This is a genomic window from Alkaliphilus pronyensis, from assembly GCF_009017275.1.
In the GTDB taxonomy this organism is placed as follows: Bacteria; Bacillota; Clostridia; order Peptostreptococcales; family Natronincolaceae; genus Alkaliphilus_C; species Alkaliphilus_C pronyensis.
In genome coordinates this window covers 1-24,999 of sequence record NZ_WBZC01000032.1, presented here as the reverse complement: position 1 = coordinate 24,999, position 24,999 = coordinate 1, and the positions used below count along the sequence as shown (strand labels likewise).

The 24,999-nt window shown below is 33.5% G+C and carries 24 protein-coding genes; 4 read left to right on the top strand and 20 right to left on the bottom strand.

What is annotated here, in order from left to right; genetic code table 11:
• Positions 1-78: 78 nt before the first annotated feature.
• The 9 genes from F8154_RS09685 to F8154_RS09645 all read right to left on the bottom strand — a co-directional run bounded on the left by F8154_RS09685 (position 79) and on the right by F8154_RS09645 (position 11,244).
• On the bottom strand, positions 79-1,329 hold the full coding sequence (locus F8154_RS09685) for a sugar ABC transporter substrate-binding protein (RefSeq protein WP_151861424.1): 1,251 nt from the start codon (positions 1,327-1,329) through the stop codon (positions 79-81).
• A 227-nt stretch (positions 1,330-1,556) separates the two neighbouring features.
• Positions 1,557-2,567, bottom strand: a complete 1,011-nt coding sequence (locus tag F8154_RS09680) for a LacI family DNA-binding transcriptional regulator (RefSeq protein WP_151861423.1) — start codon at positions 2,565-2,567, stop codon at positions 1,557-1,559.
• 76 nt (positions 2,568-2,643) lie between these two features.
• A complete protein-coding gene (gene malQ / locus F8154_RS09675; protein ID WP_151861422.1) occupies positions 2,644-4,146 on the bottom strand; it encodes a 4-alpha-glucanotransferase in 1,503 nt (500 codons plus the stop codon).
• Positions 4,147-4,183: 37 nt separating this feature from the next.
• On the bottom strand, positions 4,184-5,794 hold the full coding sequence (gene glgP / locus F8154_RS09670; protein WP_151861421.1) for an alpha-glucan family phosphorylase: 1,611 nt from the start codon (positions 5,792-5,794) through the stop codon (positions 4,184-4,186).
• Between the two features lie 81 nt (positions 5,795-5,875).
• Positions 5,876-6,865, bottom strand: coding sequence for a PucR family transcriptional regulator (locus F8154_RS09665; protein ID WP_151861420.1), 990 nt, complete (start codon positions 6,863-6,865; stop codon positions 5,876-5,878).
• 14 nt (positions 6,866-6,879) lie between these two features.
• A complete protein-coding gene (locus tag F8154_RS09660) occupies positions 6,880-7,989 on the bottom strand; it encodes an ABC transporter ATP-binding protein (protein WP_151861419.1) in 1,110 nt (369 codons plus the stop codon).
• Positions 7,990-8,214: 225 nt separating this feature from the next.
• Complete coding sequence (locus F8154_RS09655) at positions 8,215-8,754, bottom strand: peroxiredoxin (RefSeq protein WP_151861418.1); 540 nt, start codon at positions 8,752-8,754, stop codon at positions 8,215-8,217.
• A 98-nt stretch (positions 8,755-8,852) separates the two neighbouring features.
• Entirely contained in the window at positions 8,853-9,443 is a 591-nt protein-coding gene (locus F8154_RS09650; RefSeq protein ID WP_151861417.1) for an indolepyruvate oxidoreductase subunit beta, read from the bottom strand.
• The gene (locus F8154_RS09645) at positions 9,424-11,244 is read right to left on the bottom strand and encodes a thiamine pyrophosphate-dependent enzyme (RefSeq protein ID WP_151861416.1); all 1,821 of its coding nucleotides are present in this window, start codon (positions 11,242-11,244) and stop codon (positions 9,424-9,426) included. The genes F8154_RS09650 and F8154_RS09645 overlap by 20 nt, the downstream gene beginning before the upstream one ends.
• 216 nt (positions 11,245-11,460) lie before the next feature.
• Between F8154_RS09645 and grxC the strand changes: the two genes are divergently transcribed.
• Entirely contained in the window at positions 11,461-11,718 is a 258-nt protein-coding gene (gene grxC, locus F8154_RS09640; protein WP_151861415.1) for a glutaredoxin 3, read from the top strand.
• Between the two features lie 194 nt (positions 11,719-11,912).
• On the opposite strand, the gene F8154_RS09635 is transcribed toward grxC, so the two are convergent.
• From F8154_RS09635 to F8154_RS09625, 3 genes are read right to left on the bottom strand one after another with little or no spacing between them, the layout of a single operon-like run.
• On the bottom strand, positions 11,913-12,089 hold the full coding sequence (locus tag F8154_RS09635) for an H-type small acid-soluble spore protein (RefSeq protein ID WP_151861414.1): 177 nt from the start codon (positions 12,087-12,089) through the stop codon (positions 11,913-11,915).
• A 58-nt stretch (positions 12,090-12,147) separates the two neighbouring features.
• The gene (locus F8154_RS09630) at positions 12,148-12,528 is read right to left on the bottom strand and encodes a DUF4363 family protein (protein WP_151861413.1); all 381 of its coding nucleotides are present in this window, start codon (positions 12,526-12,528) and stop codon (positions 12,148-12,150) included.
• 14 nt (positions 12,529-12,542) lie between these two features.
• Positions 12,543-13,220, bottom strand: coding sequence for a YetF domain-containing protein (locus F8154_RS09625; RefSeq protein ID WP_151861412.1), 678 nt, complete (start codon positions 13,218-13,220; stop codon positions 12,543-12,545).
• Between the two features lie 182 nt (positions 13,221-13,402).
• Between F8154_RS09625 and uppP the strand changes: the two genes are divergently transcribed.
• On the top strand, positions 13,403-14,233 hold the full coding sequence (gene uppP, locus F8154_RS09620; protein ID WP_151861411.1) for an undecaprenyl-diphosphatase UppP: 831 nt from the start codon (positions 13,403-13,405) through the stop codon (positions 14,231-14,233).
• A 22-nt stretch (positions 14,234-14,255) separates the two neighbouring features.
• On the opposite strand, the gene F8154_RS09615 is transcribed toward uppP, so the two are convergent.
• From F8154_RS09615 to asnB, 3 genes are all read right to left on the bottom strand, one after another.
• Positions 14,256-14,582 carry a nucleotide pyrophosphohydrolase gene (locus F8154_RS09615; protein ID WP_151861410.1) on the bottom strand — a complete coding sequence of 109 codons (327 nt, stop codon included), beginning with the start codon at positions 14,580-14,582 and terminating at the stop codon, positions 14,256-14,258.
• 175 nt (positions 14,583-14,757) lie between these two features.
• Positions 14,758-15,057, bottom strand: a complete 300-nt coding sequence (locus F8154_RS09610) for a cupin domain-containing protein (protein WP_151861409.1) — start codon at positions 15,055-15,057, stop codon at positions 14,758-14,760.
• A 125-nt stretch (positions 15,058-15,182) separates the two neighbouring features.
• A complete protein-coding gene (asnB, locus tag F8154_RS09605) occupies positions 15,183-17,060 on the bottom strand; it encodes an asparagine synthase (glutamine-hydrolyzing) (protein WP_330577876.1) in 1,878 nt (625 codons plus the stop codon).
• 268 nt (positions 17,061-17,328) lie between these two features.
• On the opposite strand from asnB, the gene F8154_RS09600 reads away from it, so the two are divergent.
• Positions 17,329-18,246, top strand: a complete 918-nt coding sequence (locus tag F8154_RS09600; protein WP_151861408.1) for a sensor histidine kinase — start codon at positions 17,329-17,331, stop codon at positions 18,244-18,246.
• Between the two features lie 110 nt (positions 18,247-18,356).
• Entirely contained in the window at positions 18,357-20,078 is a 1,722-nt protein-coding gene (locus tag F8154_RS09595; RefSeq protein ID WP_151861407.1) for an ABC transporter ATP-binding protein, read from the top strand.
• Positions 20,079-20,220: 142 nt separating this feature from the next.
• Here F8154_RS09595 and F8154_RS09590 read toward each other — a convergent pair whose 3' ends face one another.
• The 5 genes from F8154_RS09590 to F8154_RS09570 form a co-directional block, all read right to left on the bottom strand.
• Positions 20,221-21,600: an MATE family efflux transporter gene (locus F8154_RS09590; RefSeq protein ID WP_192930238.1), complete on the bottom strand. Its 1,380-nt coding sequence runs from the start codon at positions 21,598-21,600 to the stop codon at positions 20,221-20,223.
• A 187-nt stretch (positions 21,601-21,787) separates the two neighbouring features.
• Positions 21,788-22,426 (bottom strand): MBL fold metallo-hydrolase, encoded by a 639-nt coding sequence (locus tag F8154_RS09585; protein ID WP_151861406.1) that lies wholly within the window; start codon positions 22,424-22,426, stop codon positions 21,788-21,790.
• Positions 22,427-22,537: 111 nt separating this feature from the next.
• Complete coding sequence (locus F8154_RS09580; protein ID WP_243141218.1) at positions 22,538-23,269, bottom strand: L,D-transpeptidase family protein; 732 nt, start codon at positions 23,267-23,269, stop codon at positions 22,538-22,540.
• 639 nt (positions 23,270-23,908) lie between these two features.
• Positions 23,909-24,406 (bottom strand): hypothetical protein, encoded by a 498-nt coding sequence (locus F8154_RS09575; protein WP_151861404.1) that lies wholly within the window; start codon positions 24,404-24,406, stop codon positions 23,909-23,911.
• Positions 24,407-24,721: 315 nt separating this feature from the next.
• Complete coding sequence (locus F8154_RS09570) at positions 24,722-24,934, bottom strand: hypothetical protein (protein ID WP_151861403.1); 213 nt, start codon at positions 24,932-24,934, stop codon at positions 24,722-24,724.
• Between the last annotated feature and the right edge of the window lie 65 nt (positions 24,935-24,999).

Below are 24,999 nucleotides of genomic sequence, written 5' to 3'. Positions count from 1 at the left end.
TCTAATACTTCAAGGTAAATATTGTAAAGGTCTAATTAAGAGATTAAGTCTGGGATACCCCAGACCTAATCAGATTATTTATTCACCTTTTGCTTCTTTAATGGCTTTTTCAATTTCTTCTTGTACTTTTTCTACCACAGCATCTATGCTTTCTCCACCATCTAGCACTGCATCAATTCCATCTTTAACTGGAGTCCAAACCTGACCCATCTCTGGGATAGCTGGCATTGAAACAGCGTTAGCTGCTTGATCTTGAATTAACTGATCTGTCCATTTTTCTAATTCTCCAACCTTATTGTTGGCTGGTACTGTACCAACCATATCATTGAATAATAATGCCATTTCAGCTGAGGATACAAACTTTGCAAATTCATTTGCTGCTGCCTTATTAGTAGCAGAGCTAGGCATAAATGCCATTTTTACTCCCATAAATGGCTTTGACTCGTTACCTGCAATGTCATTAGTTGGGAATATTGTTGCTCCCCAATTAACACCAGCTGCTTCTAAGTCACCAAAGGACCAGGGTCCGTTAATCCAAAAGGCAGCTTTTTCTTCCATAAAAAGTGCTTGAGCAGTTCCATAATCAAGCTGCTTTGGCATTACTTTATCTACGTTCTTTAATTGATGTAGATATTCTAAATATGCCTTGAAATTATCGTTGTTAAAGTTAGGTGTACCTTCATCATCCTTGAAAACTGAATTGCCAAATCCAGAGAAGAATGGATGTGTAAAGTAGAAAATACCATTATAGTCAAATACGATTCCCCACTGCTCCCCCTTTGTGTATTCCTTAGCCATTTCATTTAGCTGGCTAATTGTGGCTGGAGGCTCATTAATAATGTTTTTATTGTATATTAACACGATTGCCTCCATAGATAAGGGATAACCATAGTGTTTTCCGCCATAGGCTCCTGCCTTATATGTACTATCGATGTAGTCACCTTTTACATCATTAACTAAGTCATCTATAGGCTGAAGCATGTTTGCAACAGCAAATTCTCCTGTCCAGTCGTGGGGTCCAAAGAATAGATCGGGACCATCTCCAGTTTGAAGTGATGCCTTTAGCTTATCCTTATATCCACCTTCAAAGGGTGTATATAGCAAGTCGAATGTTACCTTTGGATACTCTTCACTAAATAGCTTTGTAGCTTCTATTAATGCCGCTTCTTCCTGTCCTGTCCATCCATGCCATATCTTCAGGGTTACTTCCTTTTCAGGATCAAACTCTTCTACTGAAGATGTTGTAGGTGTTGAACAACCTGATAATGCAACGAAAACCATTGAGATTAAAATGACTAAGCTTAGTATTTTTTTTCCATTCATATTCATTTTGCTTTCCCCCTTATTATTAAATGCAGGTTTATGCAACCGTTTGCATCTACTTAGAGTATATAATATCTAGTAATTTATGTCAATATGTAAATTATTGAATTTTTAAATATTAACATATTCCTTTGTATGCTTTATGCTTAAATTCTGCAATTAAAAACCCAGCAAATATATGTACAATTAATACAATAATATGCTGGGTGTTTATTTTACACCTTATCAGTTGGCTATTTGCTTGAGTTTCGCTTTATCAGTTGAGTTTTAACCATATAGAAGTTTTCATTTAATAATTCATCGCTTAAACTGGCAAGTAATAGCTTAGCAGCGTTAAAGCCTAGTTCAGAGGAATTTATTTCTACTGAGGTTAAGCTAGGAAATAGGTATTGTGCTAATACAGTGTTATTAAACCCTGTTATAGATATATCATCAGGTATTCTATAGCCTAACTCTTTAACTGCCCTCATGCTACCATAGGCAATCAGATCATCTGTTGTAACTATGGCATCAACCGTCTTATTTGACTTAAGCAGTTTTTGGGTGCTTAGATAACCCTCTTTTTCACAGAATCCTACCTCTAGCACTATAGTGTTATCTAATTGTATATTGTATTTTTGTAGTGCCTCCATATAGCCTTTAAAACGATTTTTTGTAACCTTTAGCTTTTTGCTTCCTCCTAGAAAAGCAATTTTTTTATGGCCTGTTTTTATAAGCTCCTCTGTTACTTCAAACATAGCTTTTTGATTGTTATTATCAACCCATAAAACTTCATCTCTTTTCTTTGGATTACCTACCACTACAAAGGGAAATTTGTTTTCCATTAAATATTCTATATTTTTATCGTTTTCTCTAACTGTCATTAATATTATACCATCAACTCTTTTTGAGTTTACTGTTCGAGTAATTTGCTGTAGTTCTTCCTCTTCATTTTTAGCAGAGGATAATAAAAGGGAATAATGTTGACTTTCCAAGTATCTGGTTACTCCCAATATAAACTGGGTGAAGAAAGGGTTTATTAAGCTATCTTCTGCTGATGCTGGTAATATCATTCCTAATGTATGTGAAGACTTGTTTGCTAAGCTACGGGCTATTTCATTAGGATGGTAACCAAGCTCTTTAACTATTTCATTTATTCTTTCTTTAGTTCCTTGACTAATCAATGGGCTATTTTTAAGGGCCCTTGATACTGTAGAGGGTGAAACCTCTGCATATTTAGCCACCTCTTTTATTGTAACCTTCATGGAAAATCTTCCTTTTTAATTTTATAGTAATAATATTTTATCACTTTTTTTTACAAATTTAAACACTAAATACCTATTATCTATTATATGCTTCAGTTAATTTGCGGAGTTTGTCTTCAATGTCAGCTGTTAAAAGCCTTTTCTCATATCTCCAATCCCAATTACCGCCTACTGTGCCAGGATAATTCATTCTACCTGTGTTATCTAATACTATAATATCCTGCAGAGGAATTATGGCATAGCTTGAGCTATTGTTATATGCAATTTCGATAAACCTCCAGCAAATCTCTTCATCCTTCATTGATGGGTTAATGCCATAATGCTTATTAAGAATCTTTAACATATATTTATTGTTACTGGCAATGATGTTTTTGTACCAACCTAGTATTGTTTCATTATCATGGGTTCCTGTATAGACTACTGATGCTTTTTCATATCCAGCTGGCCTTTCTCTTCTTGGTACATTTCTTCCAAAGGAGAACTGAAGAATTTTCATCCCTGGAAAATTAAACTGTTTTTTTAGTCTTTTAACCTCTGGTGTTATGAACCCAAGATCTTCAACTATTATGGGCAAACTCTCTAGTTCCTTTTTAACTTCGCTAAACAGCTTCTGGCCTGGTGCCTTAACCCAGCTGCCAGCTTCTGCAGTTTTTGCTGTGGCAGAAACCACCCAATATGCTTCGAAGCCTCTAAAATGATCTATTCTTATAATATCCACCAGTTCTATTAGCTTCTTAAATCTATTTTTCCACCATTGGAATCCATTAGATTCCATTACTGACCACTTAAAATGTGGATTTCCCCACAGTTGACCTGTTTTGCTAAAGCAATCTGGGGGAACACCAGCAACCTTTAGGGGATTACCCTTATCATCCAACTCGAATAGATGGGGATGGGTCCATGCATCACTACTATCATATGAAATAAATATTGGTAGATCTCCAATAATCTTTATCCCTTGTTTATTAGAGTAATCTCTAAGGCTTCTCCATTGCTTGTCAAACAAATATTGTAGGAATATATAGTATTGTACTTCATCCTTAAGCTGATGTTTATACTTGCTTTTTACCTCCTCTGTGGGAAATGCAATTGAGTGGTGCCACTTGTTCCACGGCCTTCCATTCGAGTGATCTTTAATTGCCATAAATAAGCCGTAGTCATGCAACCAATTTTTATTGTCCTCTATAAATCTAAAATAACTATCGTCTTTTTTTAACTTTTTAAAGCTATTGAAGGCCTTTTTGAATATTATATCTTTATACTCTTTAACCTTTTGGAATTCTACTTTGCTTTCACTAAAGCTAGGTACTGCCTCTATATCATTATACTCAAGGTAACCGTCTTCAAGTAGTAAATCAATGCTAATAATTAATGGATTACCAGCAAAGGCAGAAAAGCATTGATATGGTGATTCTCCATATCCTGGTGGATTTAAAGGTAGAACTTGCCATAGTTTTTGATTTGCCCTTTTTAAAAAATCAACAAACTGGTATGCCTCTTTTCCCATATCTCCAATTCCATATTTAGACGGCAGGGATGTGGGATGAAGGAGTATTCCACACTGTCTGATTAGTTTCAATATAAACCCTCCATCCTTATTAAAGCTATTTCACTTGTTACTCTTGTTTATACATTAAGTCATAATATTCCTGTAGCATTCTATCAACAGAAAAGTATTGTGAAGTAGTTTTAATACTGGCATCCATCATTTTTAACCACTTTTGTGGCTTTTTATAATATGTAGGAATTACCTCAGTAAGTAACACCTCATAAAGGGCTTTAGCATCTTTATCGTCCTGCTCTTCCTTTACTTGAGATACTGTTTCATCACCTATTACCCATCCATTAACTCCATGCTGACAAACCTCTGGCCACCACCCATCAAGGGTAGAGCAATTAAGAACTCCGTTCATTGCTGCCTTCATACCTGATGTACCACTGGCCTCGTTTGGTCTTCTCGGATTGTTTAACCATACATCGCAGCCTCTAGTAAGCATCTTTCCAATTTCTATGTCGTAGTTTTCTATAAATACCACACTATTTGGGTATTTTTTAGACATTTCAACTAAGTTTAACACTATCTTTTTTCCTGAATCATCTAAGGGATGTGCTTTACCTGAGAAGATTATTTGAACATCTCCTGATTGAAGATAATCTTCTAGCATTTTTTCATCCTTAAATATTAGATCACTACGCTTGTAAGCAGCTGCTCTTCTTGAAAAACCAATAAGAAGTGCCTTTTCCTTCAGTCTCTTACCAGTTTTTTCTTCAACAAAAGCAATTAGCTCTCTCTTTATTTCCATATGATTGTTCCACATTTCTTCAAGGCTATTAAATTCTTTTCTCATTCTGTCATCTACCCAGGTGCCTTTATGAATTCCATTGGTTATTCCTATAATGCTTGCTTTTTCTTTTATATCCCTCCACATCTTATTTGCTGTCTCATTGTGGAGTGCTGCAACGGCATTTGCTTTTCTTGACATTCTTAATGCTGCCACTGTCATATTGAAGGGAACGCCACCAATTTCATTAAGCTCTTCTACTGAAAAGTTAAGATTTGCCCCCATATATAATAGAGTTTCAATGCTATGATGCTCATTGCCTGCTTTAATTGGAGTATGTGTTGTAAATACAACCTCATTACGGGTTTTATCCCATGCTTCCTTAAAGGAATAGCCCTTATCCATCTTTTCTCTGATTAACTCTAGTCCAGCTAAAGCTGCATGGCCCTCATTAAAATGATAAACATCAACATTAATACCTAATGCTCTTAAGGCCTTTACTCCACCTATACCTAATATCATTTCCTGCGCTATTCTATCTTCACTGAAGCCTCCATATAGCTGACCTGTGATCCATCGTTGATTATTTTCCTCTAAATCAGTATCTAGTAAATACAGCGGTGCATTACCGAAGCAGTCAACCCTCCAAACCTTACAATACACATCATTTTGTCTAATTCTTACTTTAACCTTTACTCCTGTATCCTCTAAAAAATCATAATCATATTGACGATAACCATCGTATAGCTTTCCTTGTGACACAATTTGTTCAACGTAGCCTTGCTTCCATTTTATACCTATTCCAACCAGTGGAAGGTTATTATCCCTTGCACCCTTTAGATGATCACCGGCCAGTATTCCTAGACCACCAGAGTAAATTTTAAAGCTTTCATCTAGTCCATACTCCATACAAAAATAAGCTACTTTTGGCATATTGCTCGACATTTAAAATCCTCCCTTTAATTTACGCAACCGATTGCATAATTGATTTTTATATAAGCGATAGATATAATATTTCTATCGCTATTACTGAACACTTTTCTTTAATAGCCAGCTTATCTTAAAAATCAAAGCATCTTTAAAGCTTCTTAAATCAAGACCTAGCTCTTTATTAATCTTATCTAACCTATATGCTAAGGTGTTTCTATGGATAAACAAGGCTTTAGCAGTATCCCTCATACTTAAATTATTATCAATAAACACAGATATTGTTTTTAACATCTCTTCTTCAATATTATAATATATTTCTTTATAAAATAATTCAATAAATATTTTTTCTTTGAGTTCCTTTGGAATAGCATACAATAGCTTTTCAACCTTTAAATCCTCAGCAAAATAGATATGCTCCTCAGGGTAAAAAACACCTCCTAGCTCGACTATCTCCTTTGTCTCGAGAAAATACTTTTTAAAATCCTTTAGTCTACTATATTTATTACTTATTCCTATTCTCAGGTCTATGTATAGCTCTGAATTTACTGTATCTCTAATTGATTTTCCTTTACTTAACAGCTTTTCCTTTGACTTATGACCCTCTATAAAGATGAGTATTCCCTGTAAAGTAGCCACTACTGTGGAATAACCATCACCCTTAAAGCTTTCTTTAATGACGTGATGTAGGTTAAGCAACTCTTCATCTTCATTAATTTGAATCCACATTAAAGTAAAAGAATTTTTTGATAGCAATAGTTCTTCAGCAGCTTCAAGACTGATTAAGTCAATTTCATTATCCATTAGGCTTTTAATTATTTGTACCTTACTTTTTTTGTTACTAGTATTTAGTAGAGACGAATTTATAGCTAGCTTTAATAGTTCTATGGTATCTTCAGCAATTGCTCCTCTACAGTATAAGTAATAAATTAGGTTATCATTAATACAAATAGGGTATAATTCATTGTTTTCTGGAGGCTTATCCTTACATAGGCTACCAGCTATAAGCCTTCCTTCTCCATCAATAATCCCCTTAAAGGCTGGAATAATACTATTAACTTCTTTTACAAGTTCTTTAATAGTTTTCAATTGAATCCCTCATTTTAGAAAATAGCTAATTCTGATTCCTTATCAAATATATGAATTTTTTCTGGATCAAGTGCAAGCCTTACAATTGAATCTGGTTGAGCCTTAGTATTGGCACCTACCCTTGCTGTAACACTTTGGTCTCCAACTTTTAAATATAGATAAACCTCTGCTCCCATTAATTCAGATACCTCAATTTTGCCTTCTACAGTACAATCTATATGCTTCTCAATAATAGCCTTTTCATTATGTATATCTTCTGGTCTAATACCCATTATTACTTCCTTATTTTCATATGCTTTAGACTGTAGAATTTTTGCCTTTTCTCCAGATAATTTAATTCTGTTATCTTTAAAGGCAAAATACAGACTATCGGCTTCTTTTTCTATTCTTCCATCTATAAAATTCATTTGTGGACTTCCAATAAAACCAGCTACAAAAACATTGGCGGGGTAATTATATAGATTTAAGGGTGTATCTACCTGATGAATAACCCCATCCTTCATAACAACTATACGATCTCCCATAGTCATTGCTTCAGTTTGATCATGGGTTACATATATAAATGTAGTTTGCAATTTATGATGAAGCTTTGCTATCTCAGTCCTCATTAGAACTCTAAGCTTTGCATCTAAATTTGATAATGGCTCATCCATTAAGAATACCTTTGGCTCTCTTACTATTGCCCTGCCTAGTGCAACCCTTTGCCTTTGTCCCCCTGAAAGGGCCTTTGGCTTTCTATCTAATAGCTCCTCTATATCTAGTATTTTTGCAGCCTCTCTTACTCTTCTGTTAATTTCTGTCTTTGGTGTTTTCCTTAATTTTAAACCAAAGGCCATATTATCATAAACTGTCATGTGTGGGTAAAGTGCATAATTTTGAAATACCATTGCTATATCTCTATCCTTTGGTGCCACATCGTTAACTAGAAGTTCTTCAATATATAGTTCTCCCTCTGTTATTTCTTCTAGCCCTGCAATCATCCTCAAGGTAGTTGACTTGCCACAACCAGATGGCCCAACCAATACGATAAACTCTTTATCCTCTATTTCTAAATTAAAATCCTGAACAGCAGTGACGTTACCAGAGTAAACTTTTTTTATATTCTTTAAAGTCAAGCTTGCCAAAAGAAATACCCCCCTCTTATGTTCATATATTATTATTCTAGTAGAAATTTTCTATTTGTTCTATTGACATCTTGCACAAAATTTTATTATTTTAACTTAGCAAATTTACAATTTAGTTTTAACTTAATATTATCATTTTAATTGTAAAATTATCAACTCAAAAAAATGAGCCATTTCTGACTCATTTTCTATTACATGGTTTTAGTATTTATATAGTTTGTATTATTATAAAAGATCTTCACCTGGTTTCCAATCTATTGGGCATAAGCCACCGGATTTTAAGCCTTGCAAAACTCTTATTGTTTCATCTACACTTCTTCCAACATTTAAATCGTGTACTACTGAGTATCTTAAAACTCCTTCTGGATCAATTATAAAAAGTCCTCTAAGGGCAATACCTTCTTCTTCTATTAGTATTCCATAATCCCTTGCAACTCTTTGTGTCATGTCTGAAGCTAATGGGAAGTGTAGCTTACCTAAGCCCCCTTTATCATGGGCAGTATTAATCCATGCCTTATGGGAGTGCTCACTATCTGTACTTACTCCAAGAATTTCAGCATTCATGCTTTTAAAGTCTTCTATTCTGCTGTTATACCCTTTTATTTCTGTTGGACAAACAAATGTGAAATCTAATGGATAAAAGAACATAACCAACCATTTACCCTTATAGTCCTCTAAACTGACTCTGCTAAATTCCTTTCCTTCTCCATCGACTGTGTTCATTTCAAAATATGGTGCTTTTTTACCTACTAATCTTTCTACCATTGTGTTTACCCTCCTATTTTAATTTATTATTTGCCAATATTATATATATCCATCATTTGTACTATTAAACAATAATATTTTTTATTTAATATATTTTTTTATTTATTTTTAATGGCCTTTTCAACGCCTAGATTAAAGGCTTTTAAATTCAACTCTATTGTCTTTTGGGGTACATTATTACTAATGACCTTCTTCCATGTTTCTTTTTTAATATTTAAAAACTCTGCCAGTATACCCAGTAGAATTACGTTGGATACCTGCTTTTTTCCAATTGCTACTGCTTCATCAAAGGCATTAATATCTATCACTTTAAATTCCTTTTTTAGGTTTTCCACTTCTTCATCTGGATATTCATATTTTTCTTGCTGTACCATAGTAGGGAAGTGTTTTTTTGTGTTAAGGATTATAATACCATCTTCTTTTAATATGCCCCTCCATCTTAATCCCTCTATCGGTTCCATAGCAACTAATATATCTCCGTCTCCTGGTGAAATATTAGGTGAATAAACCTTTTTTCCAATTCTTACATTACCCCATACCATACCACCTCTTTGTGATAAGCCTACTACATCATTACTTTTTACATCTAAACCCTCTTCTAAGGCAGCTTGACAAATAATTTTTGTCATTAGAATTAATCCTTGACCGCCTACCCCACCTAACATTATATTAGTTGTCAATTTTATCATCCTCCCTATCAGTTTCTTTTGATGATTTTATTGCATTAACTGGACAAACCTGTGCACAGACACTACATCCTACACACATATCTTTGTCAATTGAGGATTTAAGCTTTTCTATTCCTTCATATTTTTTCATTCTAAGGGGTGGGCAATTGGTTTTTATACAGGCTCTACAGTTAATACAAATGCTAGGATCTACATAATAGTATGGCTCTTCCATATTATATTTTAACGCACATGGACCATTAGCTACTATAATTGAGAGACCGTCATATGCAATCTCTTCTTTAAAGAGCTTTGCAGTGGCTTTATAATCGTATTGATTAATCTCCTTAACTCTGTCAAAACCCATTGCTTCAAGAAGTTCTTTAATGTTTACCTTCATATCATCTACTTCATTATATAGGCCCGAGCTGGCATTTGGTTGTCCTCCTGTCATAGCTGTTGTTCTGTTGTCTAAAACAATAAATGTCATGTTTTCTCCCTCATTCTTTTTATGAAGTAGGTTAATAATGGCTGGAAGTCCTGAATGGAAGAAGGTACCGTCTCCTATCACTGCAACAAGTGGTTCTTTATCTCCTTTTTTAGTCATGGCTTTTTTAATTCCTTTTGTTATTCCTATAGAGGCTCCCATGCTTATGATAATGTTGGATTGCTGGAATGGAAATAAAAATGCCATAGAGTAGCAGCCAATATCGCCGACAATGGTTTTTGCTTTTGACTTCTTTAATATATCAAATACTGGTCTATGGGGACATCCTGTACAGAATAATGGAGCTCTTGGTACTGTTTCAACTAGCTCTTCTCTATATTTTTTTATTTGCTTAAGGACACCAGCTTTATGTAGTCCTGCTTCAATAGCCTTAATATCTAATTCTCCAGTATATGAAAAATACTCCTTTCCTTCACACTTAATTCCCATTAGCTTTAACTCATTTTCTATAAAGGGCATCATTTCTTCTATTACAATTACTCTGTTATATTTTGATGTGATTTCCTTTGCTCTTTTTTTAGATATTGGATAAATTAACCCTAGCTTCCATATGCTTGCATTTGGGTTGATTTCCTTTAAATTTTGGTACACCATGCCAGAGGTGATTATTAGTGTATCACTACCTTCCCTTTCTTCTAATTCATTTATATGGAACTCATATCCATAGTCCTCCAGCTTCTCTATTCTATCCTTCATGAACAGCTGTGCTTTTCTTGAGCCTGGAGGCACCATACAAAATTTTTCTTTATCTCTATTAATCCCCTTCGGCTCTAGCTCTGTTCTTTCATCTATGCTAACTACACTCCTACTATGACAAACTCTGCTGGTTATACGTAGCATCATTGGAGCTTGGAACTCTTCACTTATCTCTAATGCTAGCTTTGTATAGTCCTTTGCCTCTTGACTATTTGAAGGGTCAAATATTCCCATATTAGCAAACTTTCCAAAAAACCTGTTATCCTGTTCATTTTGAGAACTAGCTAAGCCAGGGTCATCACCAGAAACCAATAAAAACCCTCCATTAGTTGGAGTTTGTGTAAAGGTCATAAGTGGATCAGAGGCAATATTTACACCAACATGCTTCATTACTGCCATTGATCTTGCACCATAAAAAGAGCCTCCAATAGCTACCTCTAAAGCTACCTTTTCGTTGGTGGAGAATTCAGAGTATACCTCATGGTATTCCTTTAGTTTTTCTATTACCTCCACAGTAGGTGAGCCGGGGTAACTGGCTGCAATAAGTCCACCTGCTTCATAGAAGCCCCGTGCTATTCCTTCATTACCAGTTAATACACGCTTGTCTTTTTGTAACATTTAAACACTCCCTTCTTTTTCTATACTTTTCATATATACTCATGTTTCCTTCATGAATAACAGATTTTAACCATTTTTTTATTTTTAATTTTTTATGGTTTTATTTCTTGCTACTGCTAAAACTTAAATTGAGTAATTATTAAATATGTCAAATTTTGTTTGTATTATAACAAATGGGTATCATATAATTAATAATAAAAAGGAAAGGATGGTATCATGAAAAATATTGTAATTTATACTAAGGAGTATTGTCCCTACTGTAAAAGGGCTTTAGGTTTGTTAGATGAAAAGGGTGTTCAATATAAGAAGATTGATGTAACTGATGATTTTGAAACCTATAAAAGTGTCATTCAAAAGACAAGCTGGGATACTGTTCCCCAAATATTTATTGATGATATGTTTATTGGTGGTTGTGACGATATAATGGCCCTTGATGAAAAGGGTGAGTTAGATAAATTACTGGGTATTAATTAGAAAATCTCCATCATAATTTATTTCAGCGGCGTTACTAGCACTCCCGCTTCTTAAGCGGGAGATAAGTGCCGCCAAGCTAGAAAGTAAGCGGAACTATAGTTCAGGTGGAGTAAAAACTCCATCTGAAATAAGTTTTCTTTATAATTTTTTGATAGGGATAGCTCAGTTCAGAACACAATATATTACTTACTTTTTTACTCTACCAATTCTTTTACTGGTACTTCTTTTATTTCATGGGAAAACAAACTTTCCTTAATTTTTGCTGTTTCCTTATGATGATTTAACTCTGCAATCCAGATTGACTTCCCATTATAATGTACTGGTATAGGATTTGATGCATTAAAAATTTCGTTAGCTCTTTTCATATCCATAATACTGCACTCCTTTGTCTTTTTTTATTTGAAGCCTACATTTCATTACTTAATGATATTATAAGAGATTAGCAATGCTAAAGGCCTCTTTATCCTCTATATGCTTAATATAAAATTTTAGCTTTACTAGCTCCCCTAATGCTAAATCCTTGTTATTAATATCTGCAAATTTCTCTATTTTTGATATGGCAACATCAATGGTATCTATATCATAATGCTCCAATAGTATTTCCCAAACTCTTTTCTTTTGCCTCCATTCTTTTTTTAGAGCCTCTATATTACTATGGGTCTTATCCCAATCTTCATTCAAAATACATTCATCTAACCTTTCTATATGTGTCAAAATTTCATTACAGCTATACTCAACATATTGTAGAAAATATATAGCTCCTATAAAAAAAACTATTAGTATTGTTAAAGTTGTATAAACTGTCTTCATACATTCTTATCTCCTTAAGGAAGAGTCTTTTTTTGAGCATAAAATTTATTGTCTGAGGATATAAAAGCAAAAAAAGCCTCCTCAATTTTGTTTATTTTCTGCATTTTCAGTTGCTTTAAAACATAATCCTTGTCTACTCCAGCTTTTTTTAAGTTTTTCTTTACTAATTGTCCATCTATAACTACTGTTACTGGTAGCTCCTCTTTAGGTGGTTGCATCTTCATATCTTCTTTTATCAACTGTTTTTTTTCTGGTTTCGGCATGATGCTTATTTGACCGTTGGTTTCTAGTATTGCATATTCAATATCACTTAAATTTGGATAGTCCTTTCCCCTAATTTGCTCTAATAAATCATTCATATTTATTCTTAATCTTTTCATTTCAGATTGTACAATTTTACCCTTGTAAATTAATATGCTAGGCTTGCCACAAATTATCTCCCTAAGTCTTTCGCTTTTTAAAGATAAGTATGAAACCAATACTTGAACCGATAAAAGCGTCAATATAGGTATTATTCCATTTATTAATGGTATTGATGCGTTCTCCATTGGGGTTGCTGCCAACTCTGCAATCATTATTGTTATTACCAGCTCAAAGGGCTGCATTTGTGCTATTTGTCTTTTTCCCATCATCCTCATTACTATAACTACAATAAAATATAAAATAAAGGCACGTGCAAATATAATTAGCATTTTTCCAACTCCTGCCCTAATAATTCTACTATGCAATTTCTATCAATACAAAATATTATTACCTGCTTTTTTATTAATATTAGTTTCTACTTTAAAAAAGTTGTTATTCATACTAGTGGATAATCTTCTTTTTTGTGTTATAATTTACATCAGTGAAATATACTATCTCTAGAGGTGATAATATGACAATAATTAAAGCTATTATACTAGGCATAGTTCAAGGCTTAACTGAGTTTTTGCCTGTTAGCAGCTCTGGACATCTTGCTTTAACTCAGCAGTTACTCAAGGTGCCTGAGGATAGGGTGTTCTTTTTGACGGTTATGCTTCATTTAGGCACATTGGTTTCAGTTTTGATTGTATATTCAAAGGATATTTTTTATTTAATTAAAGAGGGCTTATTGTTGTTAATTGATTTATTAACTGGCAAAGGCTTTTTAGTTAACAATGATTATAGAAAGCTAGCAGTAATGATTATTGCTGCTTCTATCCCTACAGGATTAATGGGTATATTTTTAAAGGATATTTTTTCTAGCTTCTATACCTCTTCACTTATTATTGGAATAGCTTTAATTATTACTGGTTCACTTTTATGGTTTGCTGAAAGATTTCATAAGGGTGTTAAAGGGGTTAAAGATATGAAATGGTATGATGCAGTATTTGTTGGGATATTTCAGGGCTTGGCCATAACACCTGGAATATCAAGATCTGGCTCAACTATTGTAGGTGCATTACTTAGAGGCTTTAATAAGGAGTTAGCTACTAAATTCTCCTTTCTAATGTCTATACCTGTAATTTTAGGTGCTACCCTCTTAGAAACTAAAGAAGCTCTTGAGAGTGGTCTAGGTGATTTGACCTTTGGTATACTGGCAGCAGGTATTATAGCCGCCTTTCTTTCTGGAGTATTTGCCATTAGAACATTAATTAATTTTATTCAAAAAGAAAAGCTTTATTACTTTTCGTTTTACACTTGGGCACTGGGGGCTATAATTATTGTTTTGTCAATAATAAGATAGGTGGCTAGCAAGTTCTAGCCACCTATTTCCTATTCCAGCGTTCAGCATCTCTGGTGTTAAATTTGTTCATTACTTTATAGAAGGCTTCCTCTAAATCAATATCTAATGAATTAGCAAAGCATGCTAGAATAAAAAGACAATCTGCCAGTTCAAGATCAATGGTATTATGGGGTTCATCCTTCCTCTTTGGCTTTTCGCCATAGTAATGGTTTATCTCTCTTGCTAGCTCTCCAGTCTCTTCTGTTAATCTAGCCATTAGTGCCAAGGGGCTAAAATATCCCTCTTTAAATTGACCTATGTACTCATCAACAATTTTTTGCATTTCTTTAATGGTTAAGCTATTATTCATGTTAAGCCTCCTTTCAACTGACCTTAACAGTATTCTTCTGTTTATTATAGGTTTATCCTTCTTATTCTGTACTAATTTATCGTAAACATTTACTCATTCCGATTAATTATCACAATACAAAAAGCTCTTGCAGTTCAGTATATTGCAGGAGCTTTCTTGTTGATGCTATTTAGCTTTATTTAATATTGTTTAAAATAACTTCATCAAAATTAAATGTATATACTTTATCAATTCTCTTTTTTACCTCCCAATGGCATTTAAGACCCCTAGGAAATGTAACCAGCATGTTTTCCTTAATATGTACCCTTTCATCAGTGGTAGTTACTATAACCTCTCCCTCATATACATAGGCAGTTTCTTCCTCTGGATACTCCCAATCGAAGGAGCTTTCTTCACATTGCCAACGATTCCAGGTATCTATTCCTAATTCCTTTGCATCATTTAGTTTTATTTCATATAGTTTAATTTTGTTCATTATTACACCTCGATATTTATTTCCTCAATTATATCATGAAACCTTGCCCTATTTACATATACGCTGTAATGTTGTAATTTATTCTATTTTCAAATAATTATCTATAAAAAACAATAACTGTACTTTTATTGAAGCTTTATTTTATACTCCCTCATCCAAATATCAATCTGAATTAAATAAGCCATTAGCTGAGGTCCTGTCATCAATTGCCCAAACCAAGGCTTGCTAAAGGATTTACCATCTGTCTCTATTATATCTTTTATTTTATCTTTGTTAATCAGTTGTAGTAATGGTGATTTTTTATTTTCTATAATTGTAGATAGTTGATTTTTTACAGCCTTAAGGTATGAGGGATTATGGGTTTTAGGATATGGACTTTTTTTCCTATTAATAATCTCTGGTGGAAGTATATCTTCAAGTGCCTTCCTTAATAAACCCTTTTCTCTATTTTCATGGTATTTCATTGACCATGGTATGTTCCATACATATTCAACTAGCCAATGATCAGCAAAGGGTACTCTAACCTCCAGCCCATTTGCCATACTCATTCTATCTTTTCTGTTTAAAAGTGTTATCATAAACCATTTAAGATTTAAGTAAAATATTTCTCTAATTCTGGCCTCAGCTATTGTATCACCTTCATAGCGTGGTACCTCCTTTAAGGTATTTTGGTAATGATTATTAACGTATTCCACCATAGGTAGCTTTGAGTAATCGGATGAAAGTATAGCCTTCCTTTCCTTTATTGCTTGAGACCAAGGAAATGTATTGCTGTTAATAAGATCTTCCCTAGTAAACCACGGGTATCCGCCAAATATTTCATCGGCACACTCTCCAGATAAGGCAACTGTTGATTTTTCTTTTACCTCTTTACAAAATAAATAAAGAGAGGAATCTACATCAGCCATACCAGGTAAGTCATTAGCCTTTACTGCCTCATATAGTGCCTTTATTAACTGGGGGGTGTCTGTCGTTATAAAATGATGGTTAGAGCCTATAAACTCTCTCATTAGCTTTATATAGCTGCTATCTGCATCTGGCTGAAACATACTTGGCTTAAAATAATTATTATTATCTGTATAATCAATAGAATAAGTGTTTAAGCTTCCCTTTCCATCTTCTTTAAATTTTTGTGCAGCTACAGCAGATATAGCGCTTGAATCTAATCCTCCCGATAAAAAAGCGCAAACCGGCACATCAGATATTAGCTGTCTTTCTACTGCGTCAACTAAAAGCTCCTTTACTCTATTCACAGTTGTGTTAAAATCATCGGTGTGGGGTTTACTTTCCAGTTGCCAATACTGCTTAAGCTTAACCCCCTCTTCATTATATAGTAAATAATGGGCAGGAGGTATTTCTCTAATATCCTTTATTATACCACTACCCAATGCCCTTGCTGGACCTAAACCAAATAGCTCCATTACACCTTCATTTGTTAAAACTGGTGGTACAATTGGATTGGCTAATATTGCTTTTATTTCAGACGCAAATAGCATATTGTTATTTATGTTTGCATAAAAAAGTGGCTTAACTCCAAGTCTATCCCTTGCCATAAACAATTCTTTTTTTTGTGTATTCCATATAGCAAAGGCAAATATACCATTTAACTTATCTAAACAGCCTAATCCCCATTCTATATATGACAGAAGTAAAACCTCTGTATCTGAGTATGACTTAAAATTATACCCTTTGCCTAATAATCTTTTTCTTACTGACTCAGTATTATATAGTTCTCCATTATAAACAATAGTATAGCTTATATCTCCTATTTTCCTTGTCATGGGTTGCCCTCCGCCTTCTGGGTCAACTACTATTAAACGTCTATGTCCCAGCAAACAGTTATTACTCATATAGGTATCCCACGCATCTGGTCCTCTACTTGTCAGTGTACTTATCATTTTTCTTATTATACTGTCTCTATTAATTATGTTTTCCTTTAGGTTAGTCCACCCTGCAATTCCACACATAAAGCCTTCATCTCCTTGATAATTAGTTTTTCCCATATAATTAGCATATGCAGATAAACTAATAATGATATTTCTTTTGACTTTTTCTTATGAAAACTACTATTTACAATTATTATACACATTCATTTATCAAAACTTTACACCTTATATCAAATTCCTTTGTTTTTCTCTAATTTTCACAGAAGGGAGTCGAAAAGTTATTTATGAAAATAGAAGGAAACACTTAAAATTTATAGAATGACTATACATTGACTTTTATGTGAATATTGTGTTAATTATTTCTTAATAGAAATGGGGAATAATTATGTCAACTGCTACGAAAACCAACACTTTAAAGGATATTAACAGTCAACAGACTATTAGTAGTTTAGAGGCTGCCTTAGAAGAAAAAAAAATGCTGTTAGATGAAATGCTTCTACAGGACAAGATGAAAACAGAGTTTTTATCAAATATATCCCACGATTTAAGAACACCTTTAAACGTTATCTACTCTACACTTCAGCTTTTTAACCTGTTTTTAGAGGATTCCTTAAGTAATGACAAAAGGCAATCTTGTCATAAATACATTAATATAATGAGGCAAAATTGCTATAGACTTCTAAGGCTAATAAATAATTTTATAGATATTTCTAAAATTGATTCTGGCTACTTAAAGCTTGAGCTGAAGAACCTAGATATTGTTAATTTAGTTAAAGATGTCACCATGTCAGTTGCAGAATATATAGAAAACAAGTCAATAAAGCTTAGCTTTAAAGGCTCACTTAAAGAAAAGAGGATTGCATGTGATCCAGACAAAATTGAAAGAATTATACTGAATTTGCTATCTAATGCAGTAAAGTTTACACCCCAAAAGGGTACCATATATGTTGGAGTAAAAGGTGATAAAAATTGGATATATATATCGGTTAAGGATACTGGAGTTGGCATTCCAGCCCATGAGCTAGAAACAATATTTGAACGTTTCAAACAGGTGGATAAGGGTCTTACTAAGGATTATCAAGGAAGTGGTATAGGGCTTTCACTTGTAAAATCGTTGGTGGAGCTTCATGGGGGTAGTATTTCCCTCAATAGTAAATATGGATTTGGCAGTGAATTTATTATAAAGCTTCCTGTTTATACTTTAGATGATAATTTCGTAGTTGCTGAAGGAAACAGGGATATCTCTTCTGAAGGAAGAATTGAAAGAATAAATATTGAGTTTTCTGATATATACTCTAAGTAAGGGGAATCCATGGATTCCTTTTATTATTACTTAAGGCTGGTTTTCAAATATTACCTTATGATATAATAGATTCGTTAGGCAATCGAATAATTATAAAAAAGGTGATAACTATGCTGAAAAGATTTGCAAAGTACTATCGACCCCACTTACCTTTGTTTTGCTTGGATTTTGGGTGTGCCTTCCTTATGGCAATGATAGATCTAGTTTTTCCTCAGGTAACAAGGTGGACTATTAATGAAGTCATTCCTGCCAAAAACCTAAACATGATTATTACAATTGGAGTTGTAATGTTTATCTTATATATAATTCGCTATGTATTGAACTACATAGTTGATTATTGGGGACATGTATTAGGAGTTAGAATGGAATATGACATGCGTAAAGATTTGTTTAGTCATCTGCAAAAGCTGTCCTTTAATTATTATGATAATACTAAAACTGGTCATATTATGTCTCGGTTAGTAAATGACCTTAATGAAATATCAGAGCTTGCCCATCACGGTCCCGAGGATACATTTATTGCAATAGTAACTTTATTAGGCTCCTTCGTAATAATGTTCTCTATAAATTGGCAATTAACCCTTATTATATTTTTGCTAATCCCAATTATGGTTTACTTCGCTATATCAAAAAACAAACTGATGCAGCATGCCTTTAAGGATATGCGACTTAAAATTGCCGATATTAATGCTCAGGTGGAGGATAGTATATCTGGGGTTAGAGTAGTAAAATCCTTTACGAATGAATGGTATGAACAGGAAAAGTTTTCTGTTGGCAATAAAAATTTCAGACTTTCAAGGGAAAATGCCTTTAAGGTTATGGCCCAGTTTTTCTCTGGTATACAATTCTTCTCAAATGCCATAAACCTTGTTGTACTAATTGCAGGTGGTTTATTTATTTACTATGATAAGCTTACTATAGGTGATTTAGTAGGTTTTCTTTTGTATGTTTCAATATTCCTACAGCCTATAAGGAGAATAACTGCCCTTGTAGAAAACTATCAAAGGGGTATGGCAGGCTTTAGACGCTTTACAGAAACATTAGATATTAATCCAGATATAGTTAATGATAAGGATGCCGTTAAGGTTGGTCGATTAAAGGGGCATATTAAGTTTGATTCCGTTACCTTCAGCTACAACAATAAGGCAAATGTATTAAAAAATATTAATTTAAATATAAAGCCTGGTGAAACTGTTGCCTTTGTTGGCCCTTCAGGTGCTGGTAAAACAACACTTTGTAGCCTGATTCCACGTTTTTATGAAATTGATAAGGGAAGCATTTTGATAGATAATATGGATATAAGGAAAATGACGCAACGTTCATTAAGGCAGAATATCGGAATAGTTCAGCAGGATGTATTCCTTTTTTCTGGTACCGTTAGGGATAATATAAGCTACGGTAGAGTAGGAGCAACACTTGAGGAGATTGTTGAAGCTAGTAAAATGGCAAATGCCCATGATTTTATAATGTCTTTAGAAAAGGGCTATGATACATATATTGGAGAACGTGGAGTGAAGCTTTCTGGTGGTCAAAAGCAACGGTTATCCATAGCAAGGATATTTTTAAAGAATCCCCCAATATTGATTTTGGATGAAGCAACCTCTGCATTAGACAATGAAACAGAAAAGGTTATTCAAGAGTCCTTCGAAAAACTATCAGAGTGTCGAACCACCCTCGTAATTGCCCATCGTATGGCTACTATTCGGAATGCCGATAGAATTTTAGTTTTAACGGAGGATGGAATTGTTGAGGAGGGAGATCATAACACTTTAATTAATAGCTCTGGTGTGTATTCAAAGCTTTACAAGGCACAATTTAGTGAAACCTTTTAGATAAGAGCTCTTTTAGTATTAAGAGCTCTTTTAGTATTATGATTAGCATTATAATCCTTAGTCTTCAATAGCCATTAAATGGTGTTTTACTATAGATCTTATTTGTAGGTATTGAGTATTTAATACAGCAGCAACGGATTAATTAATTGTCCACTGGCTTTAGCTTCTTGTTCTTTAGTTTTACTTGTTGCTTGCTTAATATAAAGACAAACCAAGTAGTCAGAATAACCCCTTTAAAAACGCTAGACATGCTAATACTCCACCATACACCATTTAACCCTAAAGAATCAACAGAGGTTAGTGCAATAGCAGCTGGTATACGTAAAAAGTTGAAAACTATACCTACAACCGATGGTGGTATTGTTCTGCCCAGCCCATTAAAGCCACCAGAGGTTGTTATCTCAAGACACATGAAAAGCTGAGAGTAGGCAAGAATTTGAAGGTAAACTGCCCCCATTTTCAAGGCGTCATTTTCTGATAAAAACAGTCCAAATATTGTTCTTCCTCCTACCATAAATATGGCTGTTGCAGATAAGCCTACGATACTAACAATTGTAATGGCCCAAAAATAACCTTTATATATTCTGTCCCACTTTTGGGCACCAAAGTTTTGACCTGTAAAGGCACTTAAAGCAGTTGAAAAGCCTCCAGCCGTCATCCATGATATAGCTTCAATTTGGCTACCAATTTTTTGTACAGCAACTGCAGTAGGACCCCATTGTGCAACTATCTTTGCAATAAACATTGCAAAAACAGTAAACATACCACTTTGAAGGGCCACTGGTAAGCCTAGTCCCATAATTTCTTTAATTCTATTTTTCTCTAATGATTTAAATAAATTTAAGCCTGAGAACAGTATTGCATTGTTCTTTATTGTATATATAAATAAGGATGAAACCACCATTTGAGATAATACTGTAGCTATTGCAGCACCCCTTACTCCCAGGGCTGGTAGAGGTCCTAACCCAAATATCAGTAACGGATCTAGTATCATATTTGCTAGCAACCCAATTGTATTAATAGCAAATGGTGTTTTACTATTACCATAGCCATTTAGTATTGCAGTAAATATTGGATTAATAAAGCTAAATATTATACCACAGGCGATAATTAATAGATAGCCTCTTGCATTATCAATTACTTCTTGATTGCCTAGGTTAAAAAAATCAATTAAATCATTTCTAAATATAATTAAGAAACCGCCATAAATCAATGCTAAAACAACATTTATTTGTATAGAGCTTTTAACGTATCCTTTAACAGCAACTAAATCTTCCTTACCAACCGACTGTGATACTCCAACCTCTGCTCCTATCTTTGATATGAAAATTAGAGCCATAGCAAACCAGGTGAAAAAACCAGCTGTACCAACTGCAGCAACCGATAAACTTCCTAGTCGTCCTACCCACATCATATCCGTTAGGTTATAGGCCATTTGAACAAAGGATGTTCCCATTATTGGTAGTGCCAGCTTAATTAAAGCCTTTGATATACTGCCTTCTGTCAAACTACTTTTCACCATATTAAGCCCTCATTTCTAATTTTTAATCACCTTTACTATTATACTTTCATCAAAGGTATAAATACAATAGTATTCAAAAAAGAGTTCAGCAAATCTTTGCTGACCCTTAATAACAATATTTTAGTTTTTTTTCTTACTATCATACATCCAAAACAATAGCCATACGTGTTCTATATAGAGAGTTGACTTATGTTAGGGCTTTTAAATATTGTAGCTTTCTTTTTCTAGCAGCCTTCATGGTTGTTGAATCTCCATGTCCTGGATAAATAATTATATCGTCTCCCCAACGCGATACCTTGTTAACTATGGTTCTTTTTAAAATGCCTTCATCTCCACCTGCTAAGTCAGTTCGCCCTAAGGCATCACTGAAAATAGTATCTCCAGTAAAAACAATGTTAGAGTCCTTTACCTTAAGGGATATACCTCCAGGGGTATGACCTGGTGTATGTATAACCTCTAATACTATTTCTCCCACTTCAATGGTATCACCTTCTTTTAACAGCTTATCGGGAATAACAGTTATTTCTTTTTTTCTTGTTATTATTGATCTATTAATTTCTGGATTTTTAAGCCCTGCTAGCTCTTTTTTATGGGCATATATTGGGGAATTGTACTTTTCCTTTAAATCTTCTGCAGCTCCTATATGATCATGATGGTAATGACTTATTATAATAGCCTTTGGTTTTAATGAATTTTTTGTTATATAATTATTTATTGTACTAGCCTCATCACCTGGATCTATTATAATTGCCTCCATTGTATTTTCATCGAAAACAATGTGGGTATTTGTTTCATTTATTCCAACAATAATCTTGTGAATTCTCATTGTCAAGCTCCTTCCCTTAAAATTCCAACAAAAAACTATCATCCTTAGCTCTAATAAATTATATCATACTAGCTAAAAAATGATAGCACCAATTAATTATTTAGTTTCCTATTACTCCATCATTATAACTCCTAAAGATTTATAGGTCTCATAAGTAATTTTATGGTTCTTTGCTATACCATTGTCTTTTTGAAAGCGATATAATGCATCCTCCATGTAGGGACCATATTTACCATCTAAATAATCCATTTTATAGTAGCCTAATGCCTGTAGCCTTCTTTGCACCTCCATTACATCTGCCCCAATATCTCCAGGCTTAATTGTTCTCAGCCCGTACCCAAAGGGCCCAAACTCACCATTAATAATTGTAACTGGTGTACCATGTTTTACATACTTATATAGATCTTCAACATCTCTATTATGCATACGTATACACCCAGCAGACGCATTATATCCTATAGAGTCTGGTTTGTTTGTTCCGTGAATGCCGTACTTACCCCAGGGTACGTTTAATCCCATCCACCTGGTACCAAAGCCACTTCCCCACCTTGCTTTACTAGTGACCTTCCAGTAGCCTAATGGTGAGGGGGAGCTTATTTTACCGCTGGCTATTGTATATTGCTTAATTAATGCATTACCATTTAATAAGTACAATTTCTTTTCTGATATGTCAACTAATATCTTTAGGTCTTCATAATCTGGATTCTTTAAAATCATATTATTTTCCCATTCTATATACTCATTTAATCCCCTAACATCTCCCTGCTTTAAAAGATGACCGAAAGCTATGGTTAATGCTCCAATGAGCGTTAAAACTATTATTATTCTAAAAATTTTTAACAACCTTATCCCCCCTCCACATAACATTATATGCTGAGGGAAAAATCATAATTCGGTATATTTATTATGTATCATTAAGGATGTGTAGCTGTGTGACCCTTTAATGCTTTGGAACAGAGGAATATAGCTTTATCAAGGACTTGCGGAGCGAGAGATACCAGTTATTGATTGATTGTATTCCTCCTCAAACTATTAAGTGTGAGCATATACTCTACTTATCTACCATAATCTATAATCCTTGTTTTGTGTGGAAATATACATTGCTCCTATGTCATTAACTTCTTTCTTTTCATATGATAAAGCTAAATCACCTTTACTAGCAATTTTATAGCACTATTATAGTCTTCTATAAATAAATCTCTCTTTTTATCAATTGAATATGGAGCTAGGCAGTAATCGTGTGTAAAAATATTCCTTTCTAAAAAATAGTGAAACCTTAATCTAATGTATTCAATAAATATTTAATGTTACCTTTGACAATCGTTCGTCAAATTAACTCCACCCCCTTATTATACTAAAAAGCCATGTCATTTCATTGGCAGGCTAATTCTTGAAATGTACATGGCTAGATTATATTAATACTAGATACTATAATAATTTTCATATAATAATGTTATATTGTGGTGCTTTAAATCATAGATCTTATTCATCTTTGAAAAAGGCTATATCAAAGGATTGTGTCCTTTTTTCCCACAACACATTATAAGTTACATGAATCCTTGTAATCTCTTTTAATTCTTCCTTGTACTTTGTATCTATTTTTATAACTACTTTGCACTTTTTATCTTCTAATGGATAGTTTTGGGGTGCTACTAAATTCACTAAATTACCTTCAGACACAATGTAAGCATCTTCAGCAAGGGAAACTAGGGCCTTCTTAGTATCAATAAAAATATCTACTCCATTACTACATTGTTTGTTATCCTTATCCTTATATATCTCTATATCTTCAATTGTTGGATTTATAACTCCATTCCATTTTAGATTATACCCAAGATAGTAGATTTTGTTATTTTCAATATTGACATAATGTAGTCCTTTCTCAAATTCAAAATCACCTTCAACTAATTTGTTAATACAATAATAGCCAATTAGTATTAACAGTATTGGTATTAATAAAAAAAAGATTTTTTTATTCATAATTAACACTCCTCAGCTGGCTGAAAACTATCAATGTAAAAACATTAAATTGGTTACACGACAACATAAAATATAATTATTATTACATTTACATACTATCTACTAACATTTGATACAGCAATGTAGAGCTGTAGTATTCGAGTCTCGAATAACTTATACCGTTTATAGATGTATATCTTTTATCCCTTATAGATATTCTTGACATTGCTTTATTATTTCTATTAAAAAACGTAATATCGTAAGTCTCCTTATGTTTTACGTAGGCAACGCTATCATATAAAATTCCATCTAAGTTTTTTCTAATTCTCATTTCATCTAATATATTAAAAAATCTATTAATTTCATCTTTATCTGATACACTGTAAGGAATTGAATCATCAATTGTTTATACACTTCTACATCTATCCTATCTATAGTTTCCAAACATAAATTGCTATTTATAACATCTAGTACTGTAGTTGTGTTTGAAAAAAATATAAACCCTAGTACTGAAATCAACACTATTGCCAATATAACTATTCGTATCATTTAACAACCTCCACCTAGATAAAAGATAAAATACTTATATATTAATTATACAAAAGCTAACTTTA